Origin of the sequence: Streptomyces sp. NPDC021012 (assembly GCF_044333355.1) — a bacterium.
Taxonomy (GTDB): Bacteria; Actinomycetota; Actinomycetes; order Streptomycetales; family Streptomycetaceae; genus Streptomyces.
This window is the reverse complement of the sequence record NZ_JBIRQU010000001.1, coordinates 343,269-367,211: the sequence shown is the minus strand read 5'-3', so window position 1 is coordinate 367,211 and position 23,943 is coordinate 343,269. Positions and strand designations below refer to the sequence as shown.

Genomic DNA, 23,943 nt, shown 5'->3' with positions numbered 1-23,943 from the left:
GCTTTCAGACGCATCAACATCGAGGGGCGCACGTTGGCTTTCCAGATGCCGGACCGTGGCCAAGGCCCGTCCGGGCCGAGGGTGAGAGTCGGCCGGCCGTCCCGGCGGGCCCGCACCCTGCTCATGACACTCGGGGTGCTGGCCGTCCTCGCCATGGCGTTCGTGATGTTCGCCGGGTTCTGGACGGACTGGCTCTGGTACCGCTCGGTCGAGTACTCGTCCGTGTTCACCACCACCCTGTGGACCAAGATCGGCCTCTTCCTGGTCTTCGGCCTGCTGATGGGCATCGCCGTCGGCTTCAACATCTGGCTGGCGTACCGGCTGCGGCCGCCGCTCAGCGCGATGTCCCTGGAGCAGCAGAGCCTCGACCGGTACCGGATGGGTCTGGCCCCGTTCAAGAAGTGGGTGCTGCTCGCGGTCACCGCGCTGGTGGCGCTGATCGCCGGCGCGTCCGCCTCCGGCCAGTGGCGCACCTGGCTCATGTGGGTCAACGGGGTGAAGTTCGGCCAGAAGGACCCGCAGTTCGGCCTCGACGTGTCGTTCTACGCCTTCGACCTGCCCTGGTACCGCTTCCTCCTGGCCTTCGGCTTCGCGGCCGCCGTCCTGTCGCTGATCGCCGCCGCGCTCACGCACTACCTGTACGGCGGACTGCGGCTCACCAGCCCGGGCGCGCGGGCCACCGCCGCGGCCACCGGGCACCTCTCGGTGCTGCTCGGCCTCTTCGTCGCGCTCAAGGCCGTCGCGTACTGGCTCGACCGGTACGGCCTGGCGGTGAAGTCCAGTGACTTCAAGGCCACGGGCAACTGGACGGGCCTGCGGTACGTCGACGCCAACGCCTTCCTGCCGGCGAAGACGATCCTGTTCTGCATCGCCGTCATCTGCGCGCTGCTGTTCTTCGCGACGATCTGGCGCCGCACCTGGCAGCTGCCGGTGATCGGCTTCGGCCTGATGGTCCTCTCCGCGATCCTGATCGGCGGCCTGTACCCGGCGATCGTGCAGAAGTTCCAGGTCCAGCCGAACGAGCAGGCCAAGGAAGCGCCGTACATCCAGAAGAACATCGACGCGACCCGCCAGGCGTACGCGATCGACGGGACGAAGGCCGAGAACTACTCGGGCAAGTCGACGGTCAAGGCCAAGGACCAGCTGCGGGCGGACTCCGACACGGCGGCGAGCTACCGCCTCCTCGACCCGAACATCGTGTCGCCGACGTTCCAGCAGCTGGAGCAGAAGCGGAAGTACTACCAGTTCCCGACGACCCTGGACGTGGACCGCTACCAGGGCAAGGACACCGTCGTCGGTCTGCGCGAGCTCAACATCAAGGGCATCCCGAAGCGGAACTGGATCAACGACCACTTCACCTACACCCACGGCTACGGCGCGATCATGGCCGCGGGCACGCAGACGGACGCCAACGGCTCCCCGGTCTTCACCGAGTCCGGACTGCCGACGACCGGCATGCTGGGCACCTACCAGCAGCGGATCTACTACGGCGAGAAGACCGACCAGTACTCGATCGTGGGCGGCCCGCAGAAGGAGCTGGACTACGAGGAGAACGGCGAGAAGACCACCAGCTACAAGGAGAAGAGCGGCGTCAGCCTCTCCAGCACCTTCAACCGCGCCGCGTACGCGGTGGCCTTCAGCGAGCCGCAGATCCTCTACTCGGGAGCCATCGGCGAGGGTTCCCGGATCCTCTACAACCGCACGCCCAAGGAGCGCGTCGAGGCCGTCGCGCCCTGGCTGACCATCGACGGCGACGCCTACCCGGCGGTCGTCGACGGCCGGATCCAGTGGATCGTCGACGCCTACACGACGACCAACGGCTACCCGTACGCCTCGCGCACCACGCTCGGCGACACCACGGCCGACTCGCTGACCGTCGGCAACCAGCAGCGCGCGGTCGTCGCCCAGCAGAACCAGGTCAACTACATCCGCAACTCGGTGAAGGCCACCGTCGACGCCTACGACGGCACGGTGAAGCTCTACGAGTGGGACACCCAGGACCCGGTCCTCAAGACCTGGATGAAGGCCTTCCCGGACACCGTCCAGCCGAAGTCCGAGATCAAGCCCGACCTGCTGGCGCACCTGCGCTACCCGCAGGACATGTTCAAGGTCCAGCGCGAGCTGCTGACCCGCTATCACGTCACCGACCCCGCGCAGTTCTACAGCGGCTCGGACGCCTGGCAGGTGCCGGACGACCCGACCAACAAGGACGGCAACGCGGTCCCGCCGTACTACCTGAGCCTGAAGATGCCCGGGGACACGGCGCAGCGCTTCTCGCTGACGACGACGTTCACGCCGAACGGGCGGCCCAACCTGGGCGCCTTCATGGCGGTCGACGCCGACGCCACCAGCAAGGAGTACGGCCGGCTGAGACTGCTGCGGGTCACCGAGGACGTCCCCGGCCCGGCCCAGGTGCAGAGCAAGCTCAACGGCCTGCCCTCCGTGGCCACCTTCGTCCGGGACATGAAGGGCGCCGACTCCGACATCCAGTACGGCAACCTGCTGACCGTGCCGCTCGACGGCGGGTTCCTGTACGTGGAGCCGGTGTACGCCCAGGGGCGCAACGCGCTCTATCCGCTCCTGAAGAAGGTCGCGGTGTCGTACGTGGACGCGGACCAGCCGGACGGTGACACCACCAAGGACACCACGGTGTTCGAGGACAACCTCACCAAGGCGCTCAACGCGGTCTTCGGGGTGGAGGCGCCCACCGCGCCGACGACCCCGCCGGGCACCACGCAGCCGCCGGGCACGACCCAGCCGCCCGCCTCGAACGACGCCGCTCTGAAGCAGGCCATCGCCGACGCCCAGAAGGCGTACGACGAGGGCCAGACCGCGCTGCAGAAGGGCGACTGGACCGCGTACGGCAAGGCCCAGGAGGACCTCCAGGCGGCGCTCCAGCGGGCCGCGGACGCCGAGGCGAAGATCACGAAGCCCGGGTCGGGCGGCTGACCTGAGCTTTTCCGTCCCCGCGTCGTGATACGGTGGTTTCACCGACGCGGGGTGGAGCAGCTCGGTAGCTCGCTGGGCTCATAACCCAGAGGTCGCAGGTTCAAATCCTGTCCCCGCTACTCAGAGGGCAAGGGCCCGGATCCATAAGGATCCGGGCCCTTGTCGTGTGTCGTCGTGCCGGGGGGTGCCGAAGAGCGGTAGGGAAGGGGCGAGTTGGCGTGAGTCGTGTTTGACTTGTCTCTCTGTGGGCATGTCGACAAAACGCTGAGTGACCTCACTGGCTGCGGTATACCAGGTGTGCTCGGGTTGCGGGTGGTGCGACGATGGTATTTATGGGGGACAGGGCAACTCTGTTGGAGACAGGGCGGTTTGTGCAGCGGCACGCCAGAAACGCCGCAGACGAGATCATCGAGGCAGTAGGGGCCGTCGATGCGGCCGTCGACACCACCGCCGAGACCGACGCCGAGAACGAGACCGAGACCGAGACCGAGGCCCGGCACCGACGGGCGGCCGAGCGCGGTGACCTCGCCTCGATGAGCGCGCTCGGCGCGCTGCTGCTGCGCCGCGGCGACCTCGACGGCGCCGAGCCGTACCTGCGGGGCGCCACCGCCGAGGGGGACCGGGCCGCCGCCAACAACCTGGGCGTCCTGCTCCACCAGCGCGGATACGCCGACGAGGCGGCCGGCTGGTGGCGGGTCGCCGCCGTCGCCGGCTCCGCGCCCGCCGCCCACGCGCTCGGACGCCACCACCGCGAGCGCGGCGACGAACCGGCCGCCGAGTACTGGCTGCGCCAGGCGGCCGAGCAGGGCCACGCCCTCGGCGCGTACGCCCTCGCCGACCTCCTGGAGCACCGCAGCGACGTCGGCGCCGAGCGCTGGCTGCGCGCCGCCGCCGAACAGGGCCACCGCGAGGCCGCCTACCGCCTCGCCCTCGCCCTGGAGCGCCGCGCCACCGAGACCACCCGCGGACCGCACGAGACCGGCACCCGGCTCCGGGTGCCGGGCACCGCCGCGATCGTGCCCGCCGGCACGCCCGCGACCGGCACCCCGGGCGCCGTGCCCGGACAGCCCGGCGGCGAGGGAGCGGGCGCGGCCGCCGAGGCCGAGCAGTGGTTCCGGCAGGCCGCCGCGCGCGGCCACCGGCGGGCCGCGTTCCACCTCGGCGCGATCCTGGAGCAGCGCGGCGAGCTCAAGGAGGCCGGCCGCTGGTACCTCAGCTCCGCCCGGGAGGGCGAGGCGAAGGCCGCCTGCGCGCTCGCCTTCCTGCTCCGCGACGCGGGCGACGAGGAGAGCGCCGCCGTGTGGTGGCTGCGGGCCGCCCAGGACGGCGACGGCAACGCGGCCAACGCGCTCGGCGCCCTGCACGCCGCCCGGGGCGAGCAGCAGACCGCCGAGCGCTGGTACCGGGCCGCCATGGACGCCGGCGACGTCAACGGCGCCTACAACCTCGGGCTGCTCTGCGCCGCCCAGGACCGCATCCCGCAGGCCGAGCAGTGGTACCGCCGCGCCGCCTACGCGGGCCACCGCGAGGCCGCCAACGCGCTCGCCGTCCTGCTCCTCCAGGCCGGCGACGCCAACGGCGCCGAGCCCTGGTTCTCCAAGGCCGCCGAGGCCGGCAGCGTGGACGCCGCCTTCAACCTGGGCATCCTCCACGCCGGCCGGGGCGACGACCGCACGGCCCTCGTCTGGTACGAGCGGGCCGCGGCCGCCGGGCACACCGAGGCCGCCCTCCAGGTCGGCATCGCCGCCCTCCGGGACGGTGACGAGCAGACCGCCGAGCGGCACCTGCGGTGCGCGGCCGGCGGCGGCAGCGCCGAGGCCGCCTTCCGGCTCGCCTCGGTGCTCGACGCCCGCCGCCCCGAGCCCGGCCCCGCCGTGCTCGGCGCGCCGCGCGAGGAGAAGTCCGAGTGCGAGGAGTGGTACGAGCGGGCCGCCCAGCAGGGCCACCGGCGCGCCCAGGTGCGGGTCGGGATGCTCGCCGCCGGGCGCGGCGACCTCGCCGAGGCCGACCGCTGGTACCGCGAGGCCGCCGAGGCGGGCAGCCGCAACGGCGCCTTCAACCTGGGGCTGCTCCTCGCCCGCGAGGGCAGCGAGCGGGAGGCCGCCCTCTGGTGGACCCGGGCGGCCCGGGCCGGCCACGGCCGCGCCGCGCTCCGGCTCGCGCTGCTCGCGGCGCGCCGGGGCGAGCTCACCGAGGGGCGCCGCTGGTGCGACCGCGCGGTGGAGCTGGGCCCGGCGGAGGTCGCCGAGCGGGCGGCCCGGCTGAGCGAGGCACTGCACCAGGAGCTCACGGCGTAACGGATTTGCCCTGCTCCGAAGGGTCCCGTAAGGTGGTGTTCACCGACGCGGGGTGGAGCAGCTCGGTAGCTCGCTGGGCTCATAACCCAGAGGTCGCAGGTTCAAATCCTGTCCCCGCTACTCAGTAGCAACGAAGGCCCGGATCCAGTCACTGGATCCGGGCCTTCGTCGTTGACGCCCGAGGGCGTACGGAAAAGGCCCCCGCCGGAGCGGGGGCCTTTTCGCGTGGTCAGGCGGTGGCGGCGCAGTTCGGGCAGAGGCCCCGGTACGTGACCTCGACGTTCGAGATGGTGAAGCCGAAGCGCTCGGTGTCCGGGAGGTCCGCCAGCGGGTCGCCGGCCGGGTGCACGTCGCGGATCGCGCCGCAGCGGCCGCAGACCAGGTGCTGGTGGGGCCGGTGGGCGTTGGGGTCGTACCGCTTGGCGCGGCCGTCGGTCGCGACCTCGATGACCTCACCGAGGGTGACCATCTCACCCAGCGTGTTGTACACGGTCGCGCGCGAGATCTCGGGCAGCTTCGCCACGGCGCGCGCATGCACCTCGTCGGCGGTCAGGTGCACATGGTCCCCGTCGAGGACCTCGGCCACGACGCGCCGCTGCGCGGTCATCCGCCAGCCGCGTCCGCGCAGTCGTTCCAACAGGTCACTCATGAGGGCCAGCCTAACAGTCGGGGGGTGAAGGCCCCGAACAGGTGTGACTTTGGATGTCTCCGTAACTTGGATTAAGTCTATTGTAGGCTTGGGTCCAGAACAGGACAGGGCGACAAAGAACGCAGGAGGCGCACGTGACGCAGGGACCGCTCACCACGGAGGCCGGAGCTCCGGTCGCCGACAACCAGAACAGCGAGACCGCGGGCGTCGGTGGTCCGGTCCTCGTCCAGGACCAGCTCCTCCTGGAGAAGCTCGCCCACTTCAACCGCGAGCGCATCCCGGAGCGCGTGGTCCACGCGCGCGGTGCGGGCGCCTACGGCACCTTCACGGTCACCCGTGACGTCACGCGGTGGACGCGCGCGAAGTTCCTCTCCGAGGTCGGCAAGGAGACCGAGACCTTCCTGCGCTTCTCCACCGTCGCGGGCAACCTCGGCGCGGCGGACGCGGTGCGCGACCCCCGAGGCTGGGCGCTGAAGTTCTACACCGAGGAGGGCAATTACGACCTCGTCGGCAACAACACCCCGGTGTTCTTCATCAAGGACGCCATCAAGTTCCCCGACTTCATCCACACCCAGAAGCGCGACCCGTACACGGGCTCGCAGGAGGCGGACAACGTCTGGGACTTCTGGGGCCTCTCCCCGGAGTCGACCCACCAGGTCACCTGGCTCTTCGGCGACCGCGGCATCCCCGCCTCGTACCGCCACATGAACGGCTACGGCTCGCACACGTTCCAGTGGAACAACGAGGCCGGCGAGGTCTTCTGGGTCAAGTACCACTTCAAGACCGACCAGGGCATCAAGAACCTCACCCAGGAGGAGGCCAACCGCCTCGCCGGCGAGGACCCGGACTCGCACCAGCGCGACCTGCGCGAGGCCATCGAGCGCGGCGACTTCCCGAGCTGGACCGTGCAGGTCCAGATCATGCCCGCGGCCGACGCGGCGCACTACCGCTTCAACCCGTTCGACCTCACCAAGGTGTGGCCGCACGAGGACTACCCGCCGATCGAGATCGGCAGGCTGGAGCTCAACCGCAACCCGGAGAACATCTTCGCCGAGGTCGAGCAGTCGATCTTCAGCCCCGCGCACTTCGTGCCGGGCATCGGGCCCTCCCCGGACAAGATGCTCCAGGGCCGTCTCTTCGCCTACGGCGACGCCCACCGCTACCGCGTCGGCATCAACGCCGACCACCTGCCGGTGAACCGCCCGCACGCCACCGAGGCGCGCACCCACTCCCGTGACGGCTTCCTCTACGACGGCCGCCACGGCGGGGCCAAGAACTACGAGCCGAACAGCTTCGGCGGCCCGCGCCAGACGGACCGGCCGCTCTGGGCCGGCTCGGCGGTCACCGGCGTGACCGGCGACCACGCCGCCCCCTCGCACGCCGAGGACGACGACTTCACGCAGGCGGGCGACCTCTACCGCCTGATGTCCGAGGACGAGAAGGGCCGTCTCGTCGCGAACCTGGCCGGCTTCATCGCCAAGGTCTCGCGCGAGGACATCGCCGAGCGGGCGATCGGCAACTTCCGCCGGGCGGACGAGGACTTCGGCAAGCGGCTGGAGGCCGCGGTCCAGGCCCTGCGCGGCTGAGGGCGCTTGCCGTAGGGAGGGAGCGGGCCGGACTTCCGCACGGAGTCCGGCCCGCTCCCGCGTCAGCCCGCGGCCACGCTGTGCACCGGGATCCAGCAGCGGATGATGTCGCGCACGGAGACGATGCCGACGGGGCCCCGGTCGTCGAGGACGACGAGGTGGCGGAAGCCGCCGCGGGTCATCGCCTCGGCCGCCTCCGCCAGGGTCCAGGTCGGCGCGGCGAAGACGACGTCACGGGTGGTGTGGGAGCCGGCGGTCTCCCGGTCGGGGTCCTGGTCCCGGGCGAGGGAGTTGAGGATGTCGCGCTCGGTGATGATCCCGAGCCCGCCGGCGTCGGCGTCGAGGACGACGGCCGCGCCGACGCGCCGCGCCGCCATCAGCCGGGCTGCCTGCCGGAGGGTGTGTGCGGGGCCGATGGTGAGGACCACGGTGCTCATGGCGTCACGGACGAGCATGGGCGGAGCCACCTCCTTGGTGAACCGCTCCCGCCTTCAACGAGAACCGATTCACAAGTTCACAAGCGGGGGACTCTCAGGGTGGCAGCGAGGTGAGGGGCCGGGCAAGGGGCGTGCGGGAGTGCGTGCGGCTCGGAAGGGGCGCCACTCACCCTTGCCGGGGTCCGGGGGCCTGCGGCGGAGCCGCTGATGTCGCTGCCCCGGGAGATGCAGTACCGGCGGGGGACTCTCGGAGTCGCACCGGGAGACCTGACAAGGGGGCGCGCGAGGCGCCCCCGGGGGAGCGGCGGGGGCGGTCGGCTCTCCTGGGCGGCGGGGCGCTCGGCCCCGCGCGCTCAGCCCTCCTGGTTCAGGTAGCTCAGCAGCTCGCCGTGGAGCAGGCCGTTCGAGGCCGCCGCGTTCCCGCTGTGCGGGCCGTGCCGGCCGTCCAGGCCCGTGTAGGTGCCGCCGGCCTCCTGGACCACGATCGCGACCGCGGCCATGTCCCACAGGGACAGCTCCGGCTCCGCGCAGATGTCCACGGAACCCTCCGCGACCATCATGTACGGCCAGAAGTCGCCGTACGCCCGGGTCCGCCAGCACGCGCGCGTGAGGTCGAGGAAGCCGTTCAGGCGGCCCCGCTCCTCCCAGCCGCTGATCGAGGAGTACGCGAAGGAGGCGTCCGACAGGGACGCGACCTTCGAGACGCCGATCCGGCTCGCCGAGGCCAGGCTGCGGCCCGTGTACGCGCCGAGGCCCTTCGCCGCCCACCAGCGCCGGCCGAGCGCCGGGGCGGACACCACGCCCACCACCGGCTGGAAACCGGTCTCGCCGGCCTCCATCAGCGCGATCAGGGTCGCCCAGACGGGCACCCCGCGCACGTAGTTCTTCGTGCCGTCGATCGGGTCGATCACCCAGCGGCGCGGGCCCGAGCCCTCCACGCCGTACTCCTCGCCGAGGATCGCGTCGCGCGGCCTGGCGCGCTGGAGCTGTCCGCGGATCAGCTCCTCCGCCGCCTTGTCGGCCTCGCTCACCGGAGTCATGTCCGGCTTCGTCTCGACCTGGAGGTCGAGCGCCTGGAATCGGTCCATGGTGGCCGCGTCGGCGGCATCCGCGAGGACGTGGGCGAGACGCAGATCATCGTGGTAATCGGCCATGGTCGGAACTCTATCCCCGAGGCGAGAACGCGCGCGGAACCGTCCACAGGAGCCCCCGGCGCCGTCCCGCGCCGCCCCTTGACAGGGTGTGGGCACCTGTCGACGCTGAGCGGAGACCCGTTCCCTCCCGGAGGTGAGGATGGCGAACGCCCGTGAGGCGCTGCTCGACGCCGCGCTCGCCGCGCTCGTGCACCGCCCCTGGTCCGCCGTGCGGATGGCCGACCTCGCCGCCGCGGCCCGGGTCTCCCGGCAGACCCTCTACAACGAGTTCGGCTCCAAGGAGGGCCTGGCCCGCGCCCTCGTACGGAGGGAGGCCGACGCCTACCTCCACGGCGTCCGGAACCTGCTCGCCGCCCCCGCCCCGCCCGAACGGAACCTCGTCGCCGTCGCCGAGTGGATCGTCGCCCGCGCCGCCGTCCGCCCGATACTGCGGGCCCTGCTCACCGGCGCCTGGAACGAGCGGCTGCCCCAGCCCCGCCCGGTCCGCCCCGGCGCCCGGCCCGCCCCCGTCCCCGCCCAGCGGCGCGCCGACGCCGGGCCGCCCGCGCCCGGCGAGCTCGTGGCGGAGGCGGCGGCCTCGGCGGGGGAGCGGTGGGCGGCCGGCTGCGAACTCGCCATACGGATCGCCCTCAGCCACGTCGTCGCACCGGTCCCGCCGGTGACGCCTCAGTGCGCGGAGCCGGAGAGCTGGAGCCCGATGACGCCCACGATCACCAGACTGATCGAGACGATCTTGAGCGTGGAGACCAGGTCGCCGAGGAAGACCATCCCGTAGATCGCCGTCCCGGCCGCGCCGATCCCCGTCCACACCGCGTACGCCGGACCCACGTCGAGCTTCCGCAGCGCGAGGGTGAGGAGACCGAAGCTGCCCAGGGCGAAGGCCGCGAAGGCGATCGTCGGCCACAGCCGGGTGAAACCGTGCGAGAGCTTCAGGCAGACCGCGAACCCCGTCTCCAGGATCCCCGCGATCACCACCAGCAGCCACGCCATCGTCAGTGCCTCCCACGCCGTCGGTGACTGCTTCGTCGCACTTGGTGCGATTATGCACTTACCGGCGGTGAGGGGGCGTAAACGCCGACGGCTCAGTCGCCCTCGCGTCGCTCCCGGGTCGCGAGCAGCCGCCGCAGCGAGAACAGCCGCGCCGGATCGGCGTGCCCCTCCGCCACGTACGCGTCGAGCGCGCAGTCCGGCTCGTCGTGGCTGCAGGCGCGCGGGCAGTTCTCGGTGCCCGGCTCCAGGTCGGGGAAGGCGTGGATGACCCGGGACGGGTCGACGTGGTGCAGGCCGAAGGAGCGCACGCCCGGGGTGTCGATGACCCAGCCCTCGGCCGCGTCCAGGGGCAGCGCGAGCGCCGAGGTCGTGGTGTGCCGGCCGCGGCCCGTCACCGCGTTCACATGCCCGGTGATCCGCCGCTTCTCCTCCGGCACCAGGGCGTTGACCAGCGTCGTCTTGCCGACGCCGGAGTGCCCGACGAAGGCCGTGACCCGCCCGTCCAGGTACTCCCGCACCCGGTCGGCCGCCCCGCCGTCGTACAGCTCCTCGCGGTTCACCACCACGTGCGGGATGTCCAGGTCGCCGTACAGCTCCAGGAGCTTCTCGGGCGGGGCCAGGTCCGACTTCGTCATCACGAGGAAGGGTTCGAGCCCGCCGTCGTACGCCGCCACCAGGCAGCGGTCGATCAGCCGGGGGCGCGGCTCCGGGTCGGCGAGCGCGGTGACGATCGCCAGCTGGTCGGCGTTGGCGACGACCACCCGCTCGTACGGGTCGTCGTCGTCGGCCGTGCGCCGCAGCACCGAGCTGCGCTCGCCGATCCGCACGATCCGGGCCAGCGTGTCCTTCTCGCCGGAGAGGTCGCCGACCAGGGAGACCCGGTCGCCGACGACGGCGGCCTTGCGGCCCAGCTCGCGGGCCTTCATCGCCATCACGGCCCGGTCGCCGACCAGCACGGTCAGCCGGCCCCGGTCGACGGTGAGGACCATGCCCTCGACGGCGTCCTCGTGCTTCGGGCGGATCGTGGTGCGGGGACGGGTGCCCTTGCGGTTGGGCCGCTGGCGGATGTCGTCCTCGTCGGTGTGCTTGCCGTAGCGCCGCATGGTTCAGACCCCGAGCATTTCGGTCCACATCGTCGGGAAGTCCGGCAAGGTCTTGGCCGTCGTCGCCACGTCCTCGATCTGCACGCCCTCGACCGCGAGGCCGATGACCGCGCCCGCCGTCGCCATGCGGTGGTCGTGGTACGTGTGGAAGACGCCGCCGTGCAGCGGGCGCGGGCGGATGTGGAGGCCGTCCTCGGTCTCGGTCACGTCGCCGCCGAGCTCGTTGATCTCCTTGGTGAGCGCCGCGAGCCGGTCCGTCTCGTGCAGCCGGAGATGGGCGACCCCGCGCAGCGTCGAGGGGGAGTCGGCGAGGGCCGCGACCGCCGCGATGCCGGGGGTCAGCTCGCCGACCTCGCCGAGGTCCACGTCGATGCCGTGGATCCGGCCCGTGCCGGTGAAGGTGAGGCCCGCGTCGGTGAGCTCGCAGGAGCCACCCATCTCGGTGAAGATCCGGCGCAGCTCGTCGCCCGGCTGGGTGGTCCGCTCGGGCCAGTCCGGGATCGTCACCCGGCCGCCGGTCACCAGGGCCGCCGCCAGGAACGGCTGCGCGTTCGACAGGTCGGGCTCGACGACCAGGTCCCGGCCGCGCAGCGCGGAGGGCGCCACCCGCCACACGTCCGGCTCGCCGCCGTGCTCCGGCTCGTCGACCCGGGCGCCGACCGCGCGCAGCATGTCGACCGTCATCCGGATGTGCGGCATCGAGGGGAGCCGGCCGCCCACGTGCCGCACCTCGACGCCCTGGTTGAAGCGGGGCGCGGAGAGCAGCAGGGCACTGACGAACTGGGAGGACGAGGAGGCGTCGATCTCGACCGTGCCGCCGTCCAGGCCCCCGGCGCCGTGCACGGTCATCGGGAGCGCGCCCCGGCCGTCGTCGTCGACGCGGGCGCCGAGCGCGCGCAGCGCGTCGATCACGCCGTGCAGCGGGCGCTCGTGGGAGCGGGGGTCGCCGTCGAAGCGCACCGGGCCGTCGGCGAGGGCCGCGACCGGGGGCAGGAAGCGCATGACCGTGCCCGCGTTGCCGACGTCGACCGCGGCGGGGCCGCGCAGCTTGGAGGGGATGATCCGCCAGGCCTCACCGGAGCCGTCCGGGCCCACCCCTTCCTCGATCTTCACGCCGAGGGTGCGGAGCGCCTCGGCCATCAGGAGGGTGTCGCGGGAGCGCAGCGGGCGGCGCAGCCAGCCGGGCTCGGCGGCGAGCGAGGCGAGGACCAGGGCACGGTTGGTGACCGACTTCGATCCGGGCACGGTGACGGTCGCGTCGACGGCGCCGCTCGCGTACGGGGCGGGCCAGAGGTCGGTGGACGGATCGGTGTGCGCGGAAGCTGCTGCGGTCATGGACTCACTGTACGGGGGAGTCAGATGCCCAGGAGCCAGCGACCGCCGCCGATCAGGGCGGACAGCGCGACCGTGTGGAAGAAGAGGAGCCACACCCCGGCGGGCACCTGGGTGAGCCGCGAGAGCTGGTCCGCGTCCGAGTCGGGCGCGCCGCCGCGGCGCCGCTTCGTCTGGAGCTCGAAGGCCGGCCGGACGCCGCCGAGCAGCAGGAACCAGACGGCCGCGTACGCGAACGCGGACTGGACGTCGGGACCGGTCAGCCGGGAGACGAGGAGGAAGGCGGCGCCCGTGAGGACGACGGTGAGGATCCCGTACGCGTTGCGGACCATCACCAGGAGCGCGAGCAGCAGTCCGGTCGCGATCCACAGCAGCAGGGTGACGTGGCCGGTGCCGAGCAGGGCGGCGCCGCCGAGACCGAGCAGCGGGGCCGCCGGATAGCCGGCCGCGAGGGTGAGGACCACGCCGAGGCCGGTGGGCCGGCCCCGGGACACGGTCAGCCCGCTGGTGTCGGAGTGCAGCCGGATCGACTGCAGGCGGCGCCCGGTGGCGAGGGCGACGAGCCCGTGGCCGCCCTCGTGGGCGATGGTGATCGCGTTGCGGGCCGGGAGCCAGAGCCGCCGGAACACGACCAGGGCCAGCGCGCAGGCGCCCGTGGCGTAGACGATCCACTGGTCCGGAGCGGGCTGGGTGCCGAGGATCTGGGTCATTTGGCGGACGGCTCCTCGGGTGCGGGCGGGAACGTGGCAGTGTGGCACGTATGTGCGGACGGTATGCATCGAGTCGGCGGCCCGAGGACCTCGTCGAGACCTTCGGGGTCGAGAAGTGGGAGCCGGAGGAGACCCTGGCCCCCGACTGGAACGTGGCCCCCACCAAAGAGGTCTGGGCCGTGCTGGAGCGTCCTCTGAAAGACGCCGGATCCCCGCGGCCGGTTCGCCAGCTGCGCGCGCTGAGATGGGGGCTCGTGCCGTCCTGGGCGAAGTCGCCCGAGGGCGCCGCCCGGATGATCAACGCGCGCGCGGAGACCGTCGACGAGAAGCCCTCCTTCAAGCGCGCCTTCCGGGCGCGCCGGTGCATCCTGCCCGCCGACGGCTACTACGAGTGGGTGACCGGGACCGCCGAGCGCGACCTGGAGGTCGAGGGGAAGAAGAAGCGGCCCCGGAAGCAGCCGTACTTCGTGACCCCCGCCGACGGCTCCGTCTTCGCGATGGCCGGACTGTACGAGTTCTGGCGGGACCGCACCCTGCCCGACGGGGACCCCTCCGCGTGGTGGGTCACCTGCTCGGTGATCACCACCGAGGCCGAGACCGGCCCCCTCGGCGTCGCTCCCGCCGAGGGACCCCGCTCGCTCCACGACATCCACCCCCGGATGCCGCTGATGCTGACCGAGGACCGCTGGGACGCCTGGCTCGACCCGGCCCGCACCGACCCCGAGGAGCTCCGCGGGCTGCTCGCCCCGCCGCCCGGGGGCCTGATGCGCGCGTACCCGGTCGCCACCGCCGTCAGCAACGTCCGCAACAACGGCCCCGAACTCCTGGAGGAGCTGTCGGGACCGGAGGTCGGCACGCTGTTCTGACGTTTCGTGAGGGCGGGGCGGCAGGATGGGGACGTGACACAGTACGAGAACGTCCCCACCGGCGCCGGCGAGGCACGCATCACCTGGCACCCGGGCACGAAGCCGTGGGCCGTCCTCGCCCTCGGCCACGGCGCCGGCGGCGGCGTCGAGGCCCGCGACCTCCAGGCCCTCGCCGCGGCGCTGCCCGCCCACGGCGTGACCGTCGCCCTCGTCGAGCAGCCCTGGCGGGTCGCCGGCAAGAAGATCGCCCCCGCGCCGAAGACCCTCGACACCGGCTGGCGCGGCCTCTGGCCGAACCTCGCGAAGCCCGGCCTCCCGGTGATCGCGGGCGGCCGCAGCTCCGGCGCCCGCGTCGCCTGCCGCACCGGCCGGGAGCTCGGCGCGCTCGCCGTCCTCGCCCTGGGCTTCCCGCTCCACCCTCCGGGCAGGCCCGAGAGTTCCCGCGCCGACGAGCTCCTCGGCACCGGACTGCCCACCCTCGTCGTCCAGGGCGGAAACGACCCCTTCGGGCGCCCGGAGGAGTTCCCGGAAGGCCCGTACGGCCTCGTGGAGGTCCCGTACGGGGACCACGGCTTCGCCGTGCCCAAGCGCGCGCCGCTGACCCAGGGCGAGGCCCTCGCCGGTCTCGTCGACGGCGTCACGCAGTGGATCGCCGCCCTCCGCTGACTTCACCGCGTGCACCGGGAATGCGACGCCGGTGACCACTGTTGTGGAGAGCGTCGGTGTGAGAGCAAGGAATGAGGGAGTCCGTCGCATGGGTTCGACCATCTGCCCACAGCGCGCGCAGGCCGCTGACCTCGACTGGACAGTGCTGCCCGCGCCCAGGACCGCCACGATTCGGGCGGCGGGCGGAGCGGTTCCTCGTCTATCCTCCGAAACGAGCGGGTCCGCCCTCGGGCTCGCCGCCGCGCTGGAGGAGGTGGGTCCGGTCACTGGGACCGACACAGGGACCGACGACGGCCCCGAGGAGACGACCGAGGAGCGCAACGCGCGCTTCGAACGGGATGCCCTCGGCTACCTCGACCAGATGTACTCGGCCGCGCTGCGCATGACGCGCAACCCCGCGGACGCGGAGGACCTGGTGCAGGAGACCTACGCCAAGGCGTACGGATCCTTCCACCAGTTCCGTGAGGGCACGAACCTCAAGGCCTGGCTGTACCGGATCCTCACGAACACCTTCATCAACTCGTACCGCAAGAAGCAGCGCGAACCCCAGCGGAGCGCCGCCGAGGAGATCGAGGACTGGCAGCTCGCCCGGGCCGAGTCGCACATGTCGACCGGTCTGCGCTCGGCCGAGTCGCAGGCGCTCGACCACCTCCCGGACTCCGACGTGAAGGAAGCGCTCCAGGCGATTCCCGAGGAGTTCCGCATCGCCGTCTATCTCGCCGATGTCGAGGGCTTTGCGTACAAGGAGATCGCGGACATCATGGGGACACCCATCGGCACGGTGATGTCCCGACTGCACCGGGGTCGCCGCCAGCTGCGCGGAATGCTCGAGGACTACGCCCGCGACCGCGGGCTCGTACCCGCGGGCGCCGGAGAGTCGTCGCACGATCTGAAAGGCTCGGGCTCATGAGCTGCGGAGATCCGCACGAGACGGACTGCTCGGAGGTCCTGGACCATCTCTACGAGTTCCTCGACCGGGAGATGCCCGACGGTGAGTGCACCAAGTTCGAGGTGCACTTCGAGGAGTGCTCCCCGTGCCTGGAGAAGTACGGCCTGGAGCAGGCGGTGAAGAAGCTCGTCAAGCGCTGCTGCGGCAGTGACGACGTCCCCGTCGACCTGCGCGCCAAGGTCATGGGCCGCATCGACCTGATCCGCGCCGGACACCTGGTGCCCGAGCAGGACATCACGGTGAGCGCCCCGGCGACACCGGCCCCACAGGAGTAGCGCCCCCTCCCGTACAGCCGTATCAGGGGAGCGAACGGCCGCCGCGATCCGATCGCGGCGGCCTCGCGTATATATCAGCTTGTATCACCCGATGGTGCGAATCACTCCGACCGCGCCGTCCCGCACCGCCCAACTCGCTAGCGTGGCAGCCGTGATGGGCGTGAAGGTCATTCCGCGCGCGGCCCGCGTGTACATCGGCTGCGCCCTGCTCGGCGCCGGGGCCTGCGCCCTGCCCGCGCTGCGCCCCGGCGCCGCCGTCCCCTGGGGCACGGCCGCACTCCTCGCCGCCCTGTACGCGCTCTGCGAGCTGCCCGCCCGCTGCCGGCTCATCGGCCGCGCCCTCGGCGGCTCCGTCCCCCTGGGCACCGGCTCCTTCTTCCCCGTGCTCCTCGCCTCCGCGCTGCTCCTGCCGCCCGCCGCCGCCGCGCTCACCGCGATCCCCGGCAGCCTCCTCGCCCGCGTCGAGGAACCCCCCGCCGCGCCCCGCCGCGCCTGGCGGGCCGCCGCCACCGCCCTCGCCGTCTGGGCCGCCGCCCGCACCGCCGGCGCCCTCGGCGGCCCCGCCGCCCTCGGCCACGGCCCCGACGCCCCCGACCTGCCGTACGCGCTGCTGCCCGCCGGCGCCGCCGCCCTCGCCTTCTGCCTGGCCCTCACCGCCCTCGACGGCGGCATCCGGGCCACCGCCGGAGGACTTCCCCTACGGGCCGCCTGGCGCGGCCTCCTCGGCCGGGCCCTCGCCCCGCACACCGTCCACGGCCTCGCCGGACTGATGATGGCCGTCCTCTGGCGCAGCACGTACGGCCCGGTCGCGGCGCTCTTCGTGCTCCTCCCCATGTACATCTCCTGCTGGGTCTTCGCCCAGTACCACCGCGAGCGCGCCGCCCACCAGGCCACCATCCGCGCCCTCGTCCAGGCCGTCGACATCAAGGACCGGTACACCCGCGGCCACAGCGAACGCGTCGGGCACGCCTCCGTCCTGATCGCCCGTGAGCTCGGCATGGCCGAGGACCGCCTCGACGTCGTCCGCTTCGCCGGCATCCTGCACGACGTCGGCAAACTCGGCGTGCCCACCCGGGTCCTCCGCAAGGACGGTCCCCTCACCCCCGAGGAGCGCCGGGTGATCGAACTCCACCCCGAGTACGGCCACGAGATGGTCCGCGGCATCGGCTTCCTCGGCGAGGCGCGGGCCGCGATCCTCCACCACCACGAACGCATGGACGGCAGCGGCTACCCCTACGGGCTCCACGGCGAACAGATCCCCGAGTTCGCCCGGGTCGTCGCCGTCGCCGACGCCTTCGACGCCATGACCTCCACCCGCTCCTACAGCCGCGCCCGCCCCGTGCCCACCGCCCTCGCCGAACTGGAGCGCTGCGCCGGCACCCAGTTCGACCCCCGGATGGTCACCGCCCTCGTCCGGGCCCTGGACCGGCACGGCTGGCAGCCCGCCGTCACCGCAGACGAACCCGCCCCGCAGCCCGTCCCCCCGCCGCGCGGACCCCTCCCCGCCCCGGCCACCAGGGAACCCGCGTGAGACCCGGCGCCCCCACCGTCGGCGCCGTGCGCGGCGCCGCACTCCTCCTCGGCCTCGCCGGCTTCGCCCACACCCTCTGGCACGGCATCGACGAACCCGGCAACGCCCTCGCCTTCGGCACCCTCGTCGCCCTCGGTGAACTCGCCCGCTGGGGCGCCGCACCCGGCGAACGCGAGCCCGCGCCGCTCGCCGCCGCCGGAGCCCTCGCGTACGCCCTGCTCGGCACCAGCGCCGGCACCGCCACCACCCACGGCGTCCTCCAGACGGTCGCGGTCGTCGTCGCCGCCTGCCTCGCCGGGATCGTCCCGCACCTCGCGCGCGACCGGGGCCCAGGCGCCGACCACCTCGCCCGCCGCGTCCTCACCGCCGGCTTCGCCGCCCTCTGCTTCCAGCCCCTCTACAACTCGGGCGCCGTCACCGAGCACCTCGGCCAGGGCCCCGCGTACGCCCTCTTCCTGCTCCTCCTGCTCGTCCTGACCGCCCTCTGCGACGCCGTCCTCGCCGCCCTCGTCCTGCGCGCCCGTACGGGATTCCCGTACGGCTCCCTCCTCCACGACGAACTCCGCGCCTGCCTCGGCATCTCCTCCGCCGTCTGCGCCACCGGCACCGTCATGGCACTCGGCGTCGCCGCCGCCGGACTGTGGGCCCTGCCCGTGCTCGCCGTCCCGCTCCTGCTCACCCAGGTCTCCTTCCGGCGGTACGCGGCCGTGCGGACCGTCAACCGGCAGACCACCGCCTCCCTCGCCCGCGCCACCGAGATCGCCGGCTGCACCCCGCCCGGCCACGCCCGCCGGGTCGCCGCCCTCAGCACGGCCGTCGGGCGCGAGCTGGGCCTCTCCGGGACCGAGCTGACCGTCCTGGAGCACGCGGCACTCATGCACGACATCGGACAGCTCTCCCTCGTCGACCCCGTCGCCGGCGGCGCCACCGCCCTCCTGCCCGCCGAGGAGCAGCGCCGGATCGCCCTCCTGGGCGGCGAGGTCGTCCGCAGGACCGGGGTCCCCGAGGCCGTCGCCGTCGTCGTCGAGCGGCAGGCCGACCCGTACCGGGAGCAGCCGCCGGCCGCCCGGATCGTCCGCGCCGTGAACGCCTACGACGACCTCGCGGGCGAGCTCGCCGGCGGCGGCGCGGGCGCCGCCCTCGACGCCCTGGAGCGGCTCCGGCTCGGCACCGCCCGCGACTACCACCCGGACGTCGTCGAGAGCCTGGCGAGGGTCCTGGCACGGGGTGGGGCTCCCGGGATGACCTCGGGGATCCCTGGGTAACCCATGGGTAATGAGCGCGCGTCCGACCGGGCATGGTTGGATGCGAACAAGAGGGTGAAGCGACCGGCAGGCGGGAATCGTGAAGATCTTCGGGAAGGTACGGCATCGGCCCTCCGCCTCATGGCGGCAGGCCACCGACCGCGCGTTCACGCTGATCGGCGACGGCCGGTACGAGGACGCGGGCGCACTCCTGACGCGCGCGGCGGATCTGGAGCCCTGGCTCTCCGAGTCCTGGTTCAATCTGGCGCTGCTGCACAAGTTCCGGCACGACTGGGAGCAGGCGCGGGCCGCCGGGCTGCGCGCCGTCGCGCTCCTCGACAAGGAGACCGGAGCCCCCGACTGGTGGAACGTGGGCATCGCCGCCACCGCCCTCCAGGACTGGCCGCTGGCCCGCCGCGCCTGGCAGGCGTACGGACTGAAGGTCCCCGGCGCCGCCGCCGGCACCGGCGAGCCCGCCGGCATGGAGCTGGGCAGCGCCGCCGTGAGGCTCTCCCCGGAGGGCGAGGCCGAGGTCGTGTGGGGCCGGCGTCTGGACCCCGCCCGGATCGAGGTCCTCTCCATCCCCCTGCCCTCCTCCGGCCGCCGCTGGGGCGAGGTCGTCCTCCACGACGGCGTGCCGAACGGCGAGCGGACCACCACCGCGGGCCCCTCCTACCCGGTCTTCGACGAGATCGAGCTGTGGGCGCCCTCACCCGTCCCCACCTGGGTCGTCCTCCTGGAGGCCGCCACCGAGGCCGACCGGGACGCCCTGGAGCAGCTCGCCGCCGAGGCCGGATTCGCCGCCGAGGACTGGTCGTCCTCCGTACGGCTGCTCTGCCGCGCCTGCTCCGAATCGACCATGCCGAGCGCCGAGGGCGAGGGCGAGCACTCCGACCCGCACGACCACAGCGAGCCCGGCCACCCCGGGCCGCTCGGCCACCGCTCGCCCGGCGAGCTGTGGGTCCCCGAGCGGGAGTGCGGCATCGCGGCCCCGCCGGGCCTGGTGCGGGGCCTCCTGGACGGCTGGGTGGCGGACAGTCCGGACTCCCGCGAGTGGCGTGATCTCGAAGAGGTCTGCTGAGCGTCCGCCCCTGGCCCCGTAGGCTGTCCTCGACGGAATCGGGTTTTCAGAAGGGCGCGGCCTGACATGGCGCAGCAGGACACGGACGAGCAGACGCAGATCAACGACGGCTACGTCGTCGACACGGAGGACTGTGAGGCGCGCGAGCTCGCCTACCGCGAGCGCGGCACGGCCCGCCCGATCACGGTCGTCGGCAACCCCGTGCTCCACCGCGAGTGCAAGGACGTCACCGAGTTCGACGACGAGCTCGCCCAGCTGATCGACGACATGTTCGCCAGCCAGAAGGCCGCCGAGGGCGTGGGCCTGGCCGCGAACCAGATCGGCGTCGACCTCAAGGTCTTCGTCTACGACTGCCCCGACGACGAGGGCGTCCGCCACACCGGTGTCGTGATCAACCCCGTCCTCCAGGAGCTCCCGGCCGAGCTCCGCGTCCTGGACGAGTCCAACGAGGGCTGCCTGTCCGTCCCGACCGCCTACGCCGAACTGGCCCGCCCCGACTACGCGGAGGTCCACGGCCAGGACGCCCAGGGCAACCCGATCAAGGTCCGCGGCACCGGCTACTTCGCCCGCTGCCTCCAGCACGAGACGGACCACCTGTACGGCCGCCTTTACATCGACAGGCTCTCCAAGCGCGACCGCAAGGACGCCCTCCGCCAGATGGCCGAGGGCACCCCGCGCTACGAGACCGTCCCGAACGACTGAGCACATGACGAAGGGCCCGCACTCCGAGGAGCGCGGGCCCTTCGCCGTACCGGCTTAGAAGTCCTCGTCGAGGTCCACCGAGCCCTCGACCGCCACCTGGTAGGCGGACGGGCGGCGCTCGAAGAAGTTGGTCAGCTCCTGGACGCCCTGGAGCTCCATGAACGCGAACGGGTTCTCGGAGCCGAAGACCGGCGGGAAGCCGAGGCGGACGAGCCGCTGGTCGGCGACGCACTGGAGGTACTCGCGCATCGACTCGGTGTTCATGCCCGGCAGGCCGTCACCGCACAGGTCGCGGCCGAACTGCAGCTCCGCCTCGACGGCCTCCTTCAGCATGTCCGTGACCTGCTGCTGGAGCGCGTCGTCGAAGAGCTCCGGCTCCTCCTTGCGGACCGTGTCCACGACCTCGAAGGCGAAGTTCATGTGCATGGTCTCGTCGCGGAACACCCAGTTGGTGCCGGTCGCCAGACCGTGCAGCAGACCGCGCGACCGGAACCAGTAGACGTACGCGAAGGCGCCGTAGAAGAACAGGCCCTCGATGCACGCGGCGAAGCAGATCAGGTTCAGCAGGAAGCGGCGGCGGTCGGCGGCCGTCTCCAGCTTCTCGATCTTCTCGACCGAGTCCATCCACTTGAAGCAGAACTGCGCCTTCTCGCGGATGGAGGGGATGTTCTCGACGGCGGCGAACGCGGCGGCGCGGTCGTCCGGGTCGGGCAGGTACGTGTCCAGGAGGGTCAGGTAGAACTGGACGTGCACGGCCTCCTCGAAGAGCTGGCGCGACAGGTACAGGCGCGCCTCCGGGGAGTTGATGTGCTTGTACAGCGTCAGGACCAGGTTGTTCGCCACGATCGAGTCGCCCGTCGCGAAGAACGCGACCAGACGGCCGATCATGTGCTGCTCACCGGGGGTGAGCTTGGCGAGGTCGGCGACGTCCGAGTGGAGGTCGACCTCCTCGACGGTCCAGGTGTTCTTGATGGCGTCCCGGTAGCGCTCGTAGAAGTCCGGGTAGCGCATGGGGCGGAGCGTGAGCTCGAAGCCCGGGTCCAGGAGGTTCTTCTTCTCGGTACTCATTACTGGCAGGCCTCGCAGGACTCGGGGTTCTCAAGGGAGCAGGCGATGGCGTCCGCGTCGGGGGTCGCCTGCTGGACGGGGATCGGGGCGGCGGCCTGGGCCGCGCGGGCGATCCGGGTCGCGGGGCGGGAGCGCAGGTAGTACGTCGTCTTCAGGCCCTGCTTCCAGGCGTACGCGTACATCGACGACAGCTTGCCGATCGTCGGCGTCTCCATGAACAGGTTCAGGGACTGCGACTGGTCCAGGAACGGGGTCCGGGCCGCCGCCATGTCGATCAGGCCGCGCTGCGGGATCTCCCAGGCCGTGCGGTACAGCTCGCGCACCTCGGCCGGGACCCAGGTGAAGCCGGCCACCGAGCCGTTGGCGTCGCGCAGCGCCTCACGGGTCTGCGCGTCCCACACGCCGAGCTTCTTCAGCTCGTCGACCAGGTACGAGTTGACCTGGAGGAACTCGCCGGACAGCGTCTCGCGCTTGAACAGGTTGGAGACCTGCGGCTCGATGCACTCGTAGACGCCCGCGATCGAGGCGATCGTCGCCGTCGGGGCGATCGCCAGGAGGAGGCTGTTGCGCATGCCGGTGGAGGCGATGCGCTCGCGCAGCGCGGCCCAGCGCTCCGGCCAGTTGAGCTCCACGTCGTAGTGGTCGGGGTGCAGGACGCCGCGGGCGGTGCGGGTCTTGTCCCAGGCCGGGAGCGGGCCGCTGCGCTCGGCGAGGTCGGCGGAGGCCTCGTACGCCGCGAGCATGATCCGCTCGGCGATCTTCGTCGACAGGGCGCGCGCCTCGGCCGAGTCGAACGGCAGCTTCAGCTGGAAGAAGACGTCCTGGAGGCCCATCGCGCCCAGGCCGACCGGACGCCACTTGGCGTTGGAGCGGCCCGCCTGCTCGGTCGGGTAGAAGTTGATGTCGACGACCCGGTCGAGGAAGGTGACGGCCGTGCGGACGGTCTCGTCCAGGCGCGCCCAGTCGATGTCCCCGCCGGTGACGAAGGCGCCGAGGTTGACCGAACCGAGGTTGCAGACGGCCGTCTCGCCGTCGTTGGTGACCTCGATGATCTCGGTGCAGAGGTTCGAGGAGTGGACGACCGTGCCCGGCTCGGCCGTCTGGTTGGCCGTGCGGTTCGAGGCGTCCTTGAAGGTCATCCAGCCGTTGCCGGTCTGCGCCAGGGTCCGCATCATCCGGCCGTACAGGTCGCGGGCCGGCATCGTCTTGCGGGCCAGCCCGGCGGCCTCGGCCCTGCGGTAGGCGGCGTCGAACTCCTCGCCGTACAGGTCGACGAGCTCGGGCACGTCCGCCGGGGAGAACAGCGACCACTCGGCGTCGGCGTTGACGCGGCGCATGAACTCGTCCGGGATCCAGTGCGCCAGGTTCAGGTTGTGCGTACGGCGCTGGTCCTCGCCCGTGTTGTCGCGGAGCTCCAGGAACTCCTCGATGTCCGCGTGCCAGGTCTCCAGGTAGACGGCGGCGGCGCCCTTGCGGCGGCCGCCCTGGTTCACCGCGGCGACGGAGGCGTCGAGGGTCTTCAGGAACGGCACGATGCCGTTGGAGTGCCCGTTGGTGCCGCGGATCAGCGAACCGCGGGCGCGGATGCGGGAGTACGACAGGCCGATGCCGCCCGCGTGCTTCGAGAGGCGCGCGACCTGGTGGTAGCGGTCGTAGATGGAGTCCAGCTCGTCCTGCGGGGAGTCCAGGAGGTAGCAGGAGGACATCTGCGGGTGGCGGGTGCCGGAGTTGAAGAGCGTGGGGGAGGACGGCAGGTAGTCCAGGCGGCTCATCAGGCCGTACAGCGCCGCGACTTCGTCGAGCGCGCGGGCCGAGTCGTCCTCGGCGAGGCCGCAGGCGACGCGCAGCATGAAGTGCTGCGGGGTCTCGATCACCTTGCGGGTGATCGGGTGGCGCAGCAGGTAGCGCGAGTAGAGGGTGCGCAGACCGAAGTAGCCGAAGCGGTCGTCGCCGGCCGGGTCGATCGTGGCGTCGAGCCGGGTCGCGTGCGCCGCGACGAGCTCGGCGGTGCGGTCGGCGATGAGGCCCTCGCGGTGACCGACGGCGACGGAGGCCGAGAAGGAGACGGCGCCCTGGCCGGCCGCCTCGTCGGCGATCGTGATGGTGAGGAGCCGGGCGGCGAGCCGGGAGTACGCGGGGTCATCGGCGATCAGGCCGGCGGCCGCCTCGGTGGCCAGCTCGCGCAGCTCCGCCTCGTCCGACGTGGCGCTGCGGCCGCGCAGCGCGGCGGCGGCGACCTTGCCGGGGTCGGTGTCCGGGAGGTCGGCGGTGAGATCGGTCAGGGTCCGCAGGAGTACGGTCCCGGGGCCGTCGGTCTCGATCGCTGCGGCCGGATCGGCGGGCGCGATGGTCAC

The 23,943-nt window shown here is 72.4% G+C and carries 21 protein-coding genes and 2 tRNA genes; 14 read left to right on the top strand and 9 right to left on the bottom strand.

Annotated features, from left to right (window positions below; genetic code table 11):
• Positions 1-45: 45 nt before the first annotated feature.
• The 4 genes from ACH4TP_RS01655 (at position 46) to ACH4TP_RS01640 (ending at position 5,366) form a co-directional block, all read left to right on the top strand.
• Positions 46-2,949, top strand: coding sequence for a UPF0182 family protein (locus ACH4TP_RS01655; RefSeq protein WP_398189328.1), 2,904 nt, complete (start codon positions 46-48; stop codon positions 2,947-2,949).
• Positions 2,950-2,994: 45 nt separating this feature from the next.
• Positions 2,995-3,068: transfer RNA gene (locus ACH4TP_RS01650), tRNA-Met, on the top strand.
• A 204-nt stretch (positions 3,069-3,272) separates the two neighbouring features.
• Entirely contained in the window at positions 3,273-5,246 is a 1,974-nt protein-coding gene (locus ACH4TP_RS01645; protein ID WP_389231539.1) for a tetratricopeptide repeat protein, read from the top strand.
• Positions 5,247-5,292: 46 nt separating this feature from the next.
• Positions 5,293-5,366 (top strand) — tRNA-Met (locus ACH4TP_RS01640).
• Between the two features lie 109 nt (positions 5,367-5,475).
• Here the strand turns inward: ACH4TP_RS01640 and ACH4TP_RS01635 are convergent.
• Positions 5,476-5,895 carry a Fur family transcriptional regulator gene (locus tag ACH4TP_RS01635; protein WP_389231536.1) on the bottom strand — a complete coding sequence of 140 codons (420 nt, stop codon included), beginning with the start codon at positions 5,893-5,895 and terminating at the stop codon, positions 5,476-5,478.
• 134 nt (positions 5,896-6,029) lie between these two features.
• Here ACH4TP_RS01635 and ACH4TP_RS01630 point away from each other — a divergent pair, with 134 nt between their 5' ends.
• Positions 6,030-7,481 (top strand): catalase, encoded by a 1,452-nt coding sequence (locus ACH4TP_RS01630; protein ID WP_398189324.1) that lies wholly within the window; start codon positions 6,030-6,032, stop codon positions 7,479-7,481.
• Positions 7,482-7,543: 62 nt separating this feature from the next.
• Here ACH4TP_RS01630 and ACH4TP_RS01625 read toward each other — a convergent pair whose 3' ends face one another.
• Together ACH4TP_RS01625 and hisN are read right to left on the bottom strand one after the other, a co-directional pair.
• Positions 7,544-7,936 carry a cyclic nucleotide-binding/CBS domain-containing protein gene (locus ACH4TP_RS01625; RefSeq protein WP_389231530.1) on the bottom strand — a complete coding sequence of 131 codons (393 nt, stop codon included), beginning with the start codon at positions 7,934-7,936 and terminating at the stop codon, positions 7,544-7,546.
• A 335-nt stretch (positions 7,937-8,271) separates the two neighbouring features.
• Positions 8,272-9,072, bottom strand: coding sequence for a histidinol-phosphatase (gene hisN / locus ACH4TP_RS01620; protein WP_389231527.1), 801 nt, complete (start codon positions 9,070-9,072; stop codon positions 8,272-8,274).
• Between the two features lie 139 nt (positions 9,073-9,211).
• On the opposite strand from hisN, the gene ACH4TP_RS01615 reads away from it, so the two are divergent.
• Positions 9,212-9,847, top strand: a complete 636-nt coding sequence (locus tag ACH4TP_RS01615; RefSeq protein ID WP_389231524.1) for a TetR/AcrR family transcriptional regulator — start codon at positions 9,212-9,214, stop codon at positions 9,845-9,847.
• On the opposite strand, the gene ACH4TP_RS01610 is transcribed toward ACH4TP_RS01615, so the two are convergent.
• From ACH4TP_RS01610 to ACH4TP_RS01595, 4 genes are all read right to left on the bottom strand, one after another.
• Positions 9,739-10,062, bottom strand: coding sequence for a multidrug efflux SMR transporter (locus ACH4TP_RS01610; protein ID WP_078908492.1), 324 nt, complete (start codon positions 10,060-10,062; stop codon positions 9,739-9,741). The two genes, ACH4TP_RS01615 and ACH4TP_RS01610, sit on opposite strands and share 109 nt — an antisense overlap.
• Before the next feature lie 92 nt (positions 10,063-10,154).
• On the bottom strand, positions 10,155-11,165 hold the full coding sequence (gene rsgA / locus ACH4TP_RS01605; protein WP_398435198.1) for a ribosome small subunit-dependent GTPase A: 1,011 nt from the start codon (positions 11,163-11,165) through the stop codon (positions 10,155-10,157).
• A 3-nt stretch (positions 11,166-11,168) separates the two neighbouring features.
• Entirely contained in the window at positions 11,169-12,500 is a 1,332-nt protein-coding gene (gene aroA, locus ACH4TP_RS01600) for a 3-phosphoshikimate 1-carboxyvinyltransferase (protein ID WP_389231518.1), read from the bottom strand.
• 20 nt (positions 12,501-12,520) lie between these two features.
• Positions 12,521-13,207 carry a M50 family metallopeptidase gene (locus tag ACH4TP_RS01595; RefSeq protein ID WP_398435196.1) on the bottom strand — a complete coding sequence of 229 codons (687 nt, stop codon included), beginning with the start codon at positions 13,205-13,207 and terminating at the stop codon, positions 12,521-12,523.
• Between the two features lie 50 nt (positions 13,208-13,257).
• On the opposite strand from ACH4TP_RS01595, the gene ACH4TP_RS01590 reads away from it, so the two are divergent.
• The 8 genes from ACH4TP_RS01590 to def all read left to right on the top strand — a co-directional run bounded on the left by ACH4TP_RS01590 (position 13,258) and on the right by def (position 20,521).
• Entirely contained in the window at positions 13,258-14,073 is an 816-nt protein-coding gene (locus tag ACH4TP_RS01590; RefSeq protein ID WP_398435194.1) for an SOS response-associated peptidase, read from the top strand.
• A 33-nt stretch (positions 14,074-14,106) separates the two neighbouring features.
• Positions 14,107-14,739, top strand: coding sequence for an alpha/beta family hydrolase (locus tag ACH4TP_RS01585; protein ID WP_398435192.1), 633 nt, complete (start codon positions 14,107-14,109; stop codon positions 14,737-14,739).
• A 253-nt stretch (positions 14,740-14,992) separates the two neighbouring features.
• The gene (locus tag ACH4TP_RS01580; protein WP_356072227.1) at positions 14,993-15,649 is read left to right on the top strand and encodes a sigma-70 family RNA polymerase sigma factor; all 657 of its coding nucleotides are present in this window, start codon (positions 14,993-14,995) and stop codon (positions 15,647-15,649) included.
• Complete coding sequence (gene rsrA, locus ACH4TP_RS01575) at positions 15,646-15,963, top strand: mycothiol system anti-sigma-R factor (RefSeq protein WP_389231505.1); 318 nt, start codon at positions 15,646-15,648, stop codon at positions 15,961-15,963. The genes ACH4TP_RS01580 and rsrA overlap by 4 nt, the downstream gene beginning before the upstream one ends.
• A gap of 160 nt (positions 15,964-16,123) precedes the next feature.
• The gene (locus ACH4TP_RS01570) at positions 16,124-17,494 is read left to right on the top strand and encodes an HD-GYP domain-containing protein (RefSeq protein ID WP_389231968.1); all 1,371 of its coding nucleotides are present in this window, start codon (positions 16,124-16,126) and stop codon (positions 17,492-17,494) included.
• Complete coding sequence (locus ACH4TP_RS01565) at positions 17,491-18,759, top strand: HD domain-containing protein (RefSeq protein ID WP_398435190.1); 1,269 nt, start codon at positions 17,491-17,493, stop codon at positions 18,757-18,759. The genes ACH4TP_RS01570 and ACH4TP_RS01565 overlap by 4 nt, the downstream gene beginning before the upstream one ends.
• A gap of 79 nt (positions 18,760-18,838) precedes the next feature.
• On the top strand, positions 18,839-19,819 hold the full coding sequence (locus ACH4TP_RS01560; RefSeq protein WP_384896718.1) for a tetratricopeptide repeat protein: 981 nt from the start codon (positions 18,839-18,841) through the stop codon (positions 19,817-19,819).
• A 66-nt stretch (positions 19,820-19,885) separates the two neighbouring features.
• Positions 19,886-20,521, top strand: a complete 636-nt coding sequence (def, locus tag ACH4TP_RS01555) for a peptide deformylase (RefSeq protein ID WP_389231499.1) — start codon at positions 19,886-19,888, stop codon at positions 20,519-20,521.
• Positions 20,522-20,575: 54 nt separating this feature from the next.
• Here the strand turns inward: def and ACH4TP_RS01550 are convergent, their stop codons facing one another.
• Together ACH4TP_RS01550 and ACH4TP_RS01545 are read right to left on the bottom strand one after the other, a co-directional pair.
• Positions 20,576-21,589, bottom strand: a complete 1,014-nt coding sequence (locus tag ACH4TP_RS01550; RefSeq protein ID WP_389231496.1) for a ribonucleotide-diphosphate reductase subunit beta — start codon at positions 21,587-21,589, stop codon at positions 20,576-20,578.
• Positions 21,589-23,943 (bottom strand): ribonucleoside-diphosphate reductase subunit alpha, encoded by a 2,355-nt coding sequence (locus ACH4TP_RS01545; protein ID WP_398435188.1) that lies wholly within the window; start codon positions 23,941-23,943, stop codon positions 21,589-21,591. Before ACH4TP_RS01545 ends, ACH4TP_RS01550 begins: the two co-directional genes overlap by 1 nt.

Coding starts and splice junctions, on each gene's coding strand:
- def (WP_389231499.1), top strand. CDS start 19,886: ATGGCGCAGCAGGACACGGACGAGCAGACGCAGATCAACGACGGCTAC.
- ACH4TP_RS01625 (WP_389231530.1), bottom strand. CDS start 7,936: ATGCTCGTCCGTGACGCCATGAGCACCGTGGTCCTCACCATCGGCCCC.
- rsgA (WP_398435198.1), bottom strand. CDS start 11,165: ATGCGGCGCTACGGCAAGCACACCGACGAGGACGACATCCGCCAGCGG.
- ACH4TP_RS01635 (WP_389231536.1), bottom strand. CDS start 5,895: ATGAGTGACCTGTTGGAACGACTGCGCGGACGCGGCTGGCGGATGACC.
- aroA (WP_389231518.1), bottom strand. CDS start 12,500: ATGACCGCAGCAGCTTCCGCGCACACCGATCCGTCCACCGACCTCTGG.
- ACH4TP_RS01595 (WP_398435196.1), bottom strand. CDS start 13,207: ATGACCCAGATCCTCGGCACCCAGCCCGCTCCGGACCAGTGGATCGTC.
- ACH4TP_RS01645 (WP_389231539.1), top strand. CDS start 3,273: ATGGTATTTATGGGGGACAGGGCAACTCTGTTGGAGACAGGGCGGTTT.
- rsrA (WP_389231505.1), top strand. CDS start 15,646: ATGAGCTGCGGAGATCCGCACGAGACGGACTGCTCGGAGGTCCTGGAC.
- ACH4TP_RS01655 (WP_398189328.1), top strand. CDS start 46: ATGCCGGACCGTGGCCAAGGCCCGTCCGGGCCGAGGGTGAGAGTCGGC.
- ACH4TP_RS01550 (WP_389231496.1), bottom strand. CDS start 21,589: ATGAGTACCGAGAAGAAGAACCTCCTGGACCCGGGCTTCGAGCTCACG.
- ACH4TP_RS01590 (WP_398435194.1), top strand. CDS start 13,258: ATGTGCGGACGGTATGCATCGAGTCGGCGGCCCGAGGACCTCGTCGAG.
- ACH4TP_RS01610 (WP_078908492.1), bottom strand. CDS start 10,062: ATGGCGTGGCTGCTGGTGGTGATCGCGGGGATCCTGGAGACGGGGTTC.
- hisN (WP_389231527.1), bottom strand. CDS start 9,072: ATGGCCGATTACCACGATGATCTGCGTCTCGCCCACGTCCTCGCGGAT.
- ACH4TP_RS01615 (WP_389231524.1), top strand. CDS start 9,212: ATGGCGAACGCCCGTGAGGCGCTGCTCGACGCCGCGCTCGCCGCGCTC.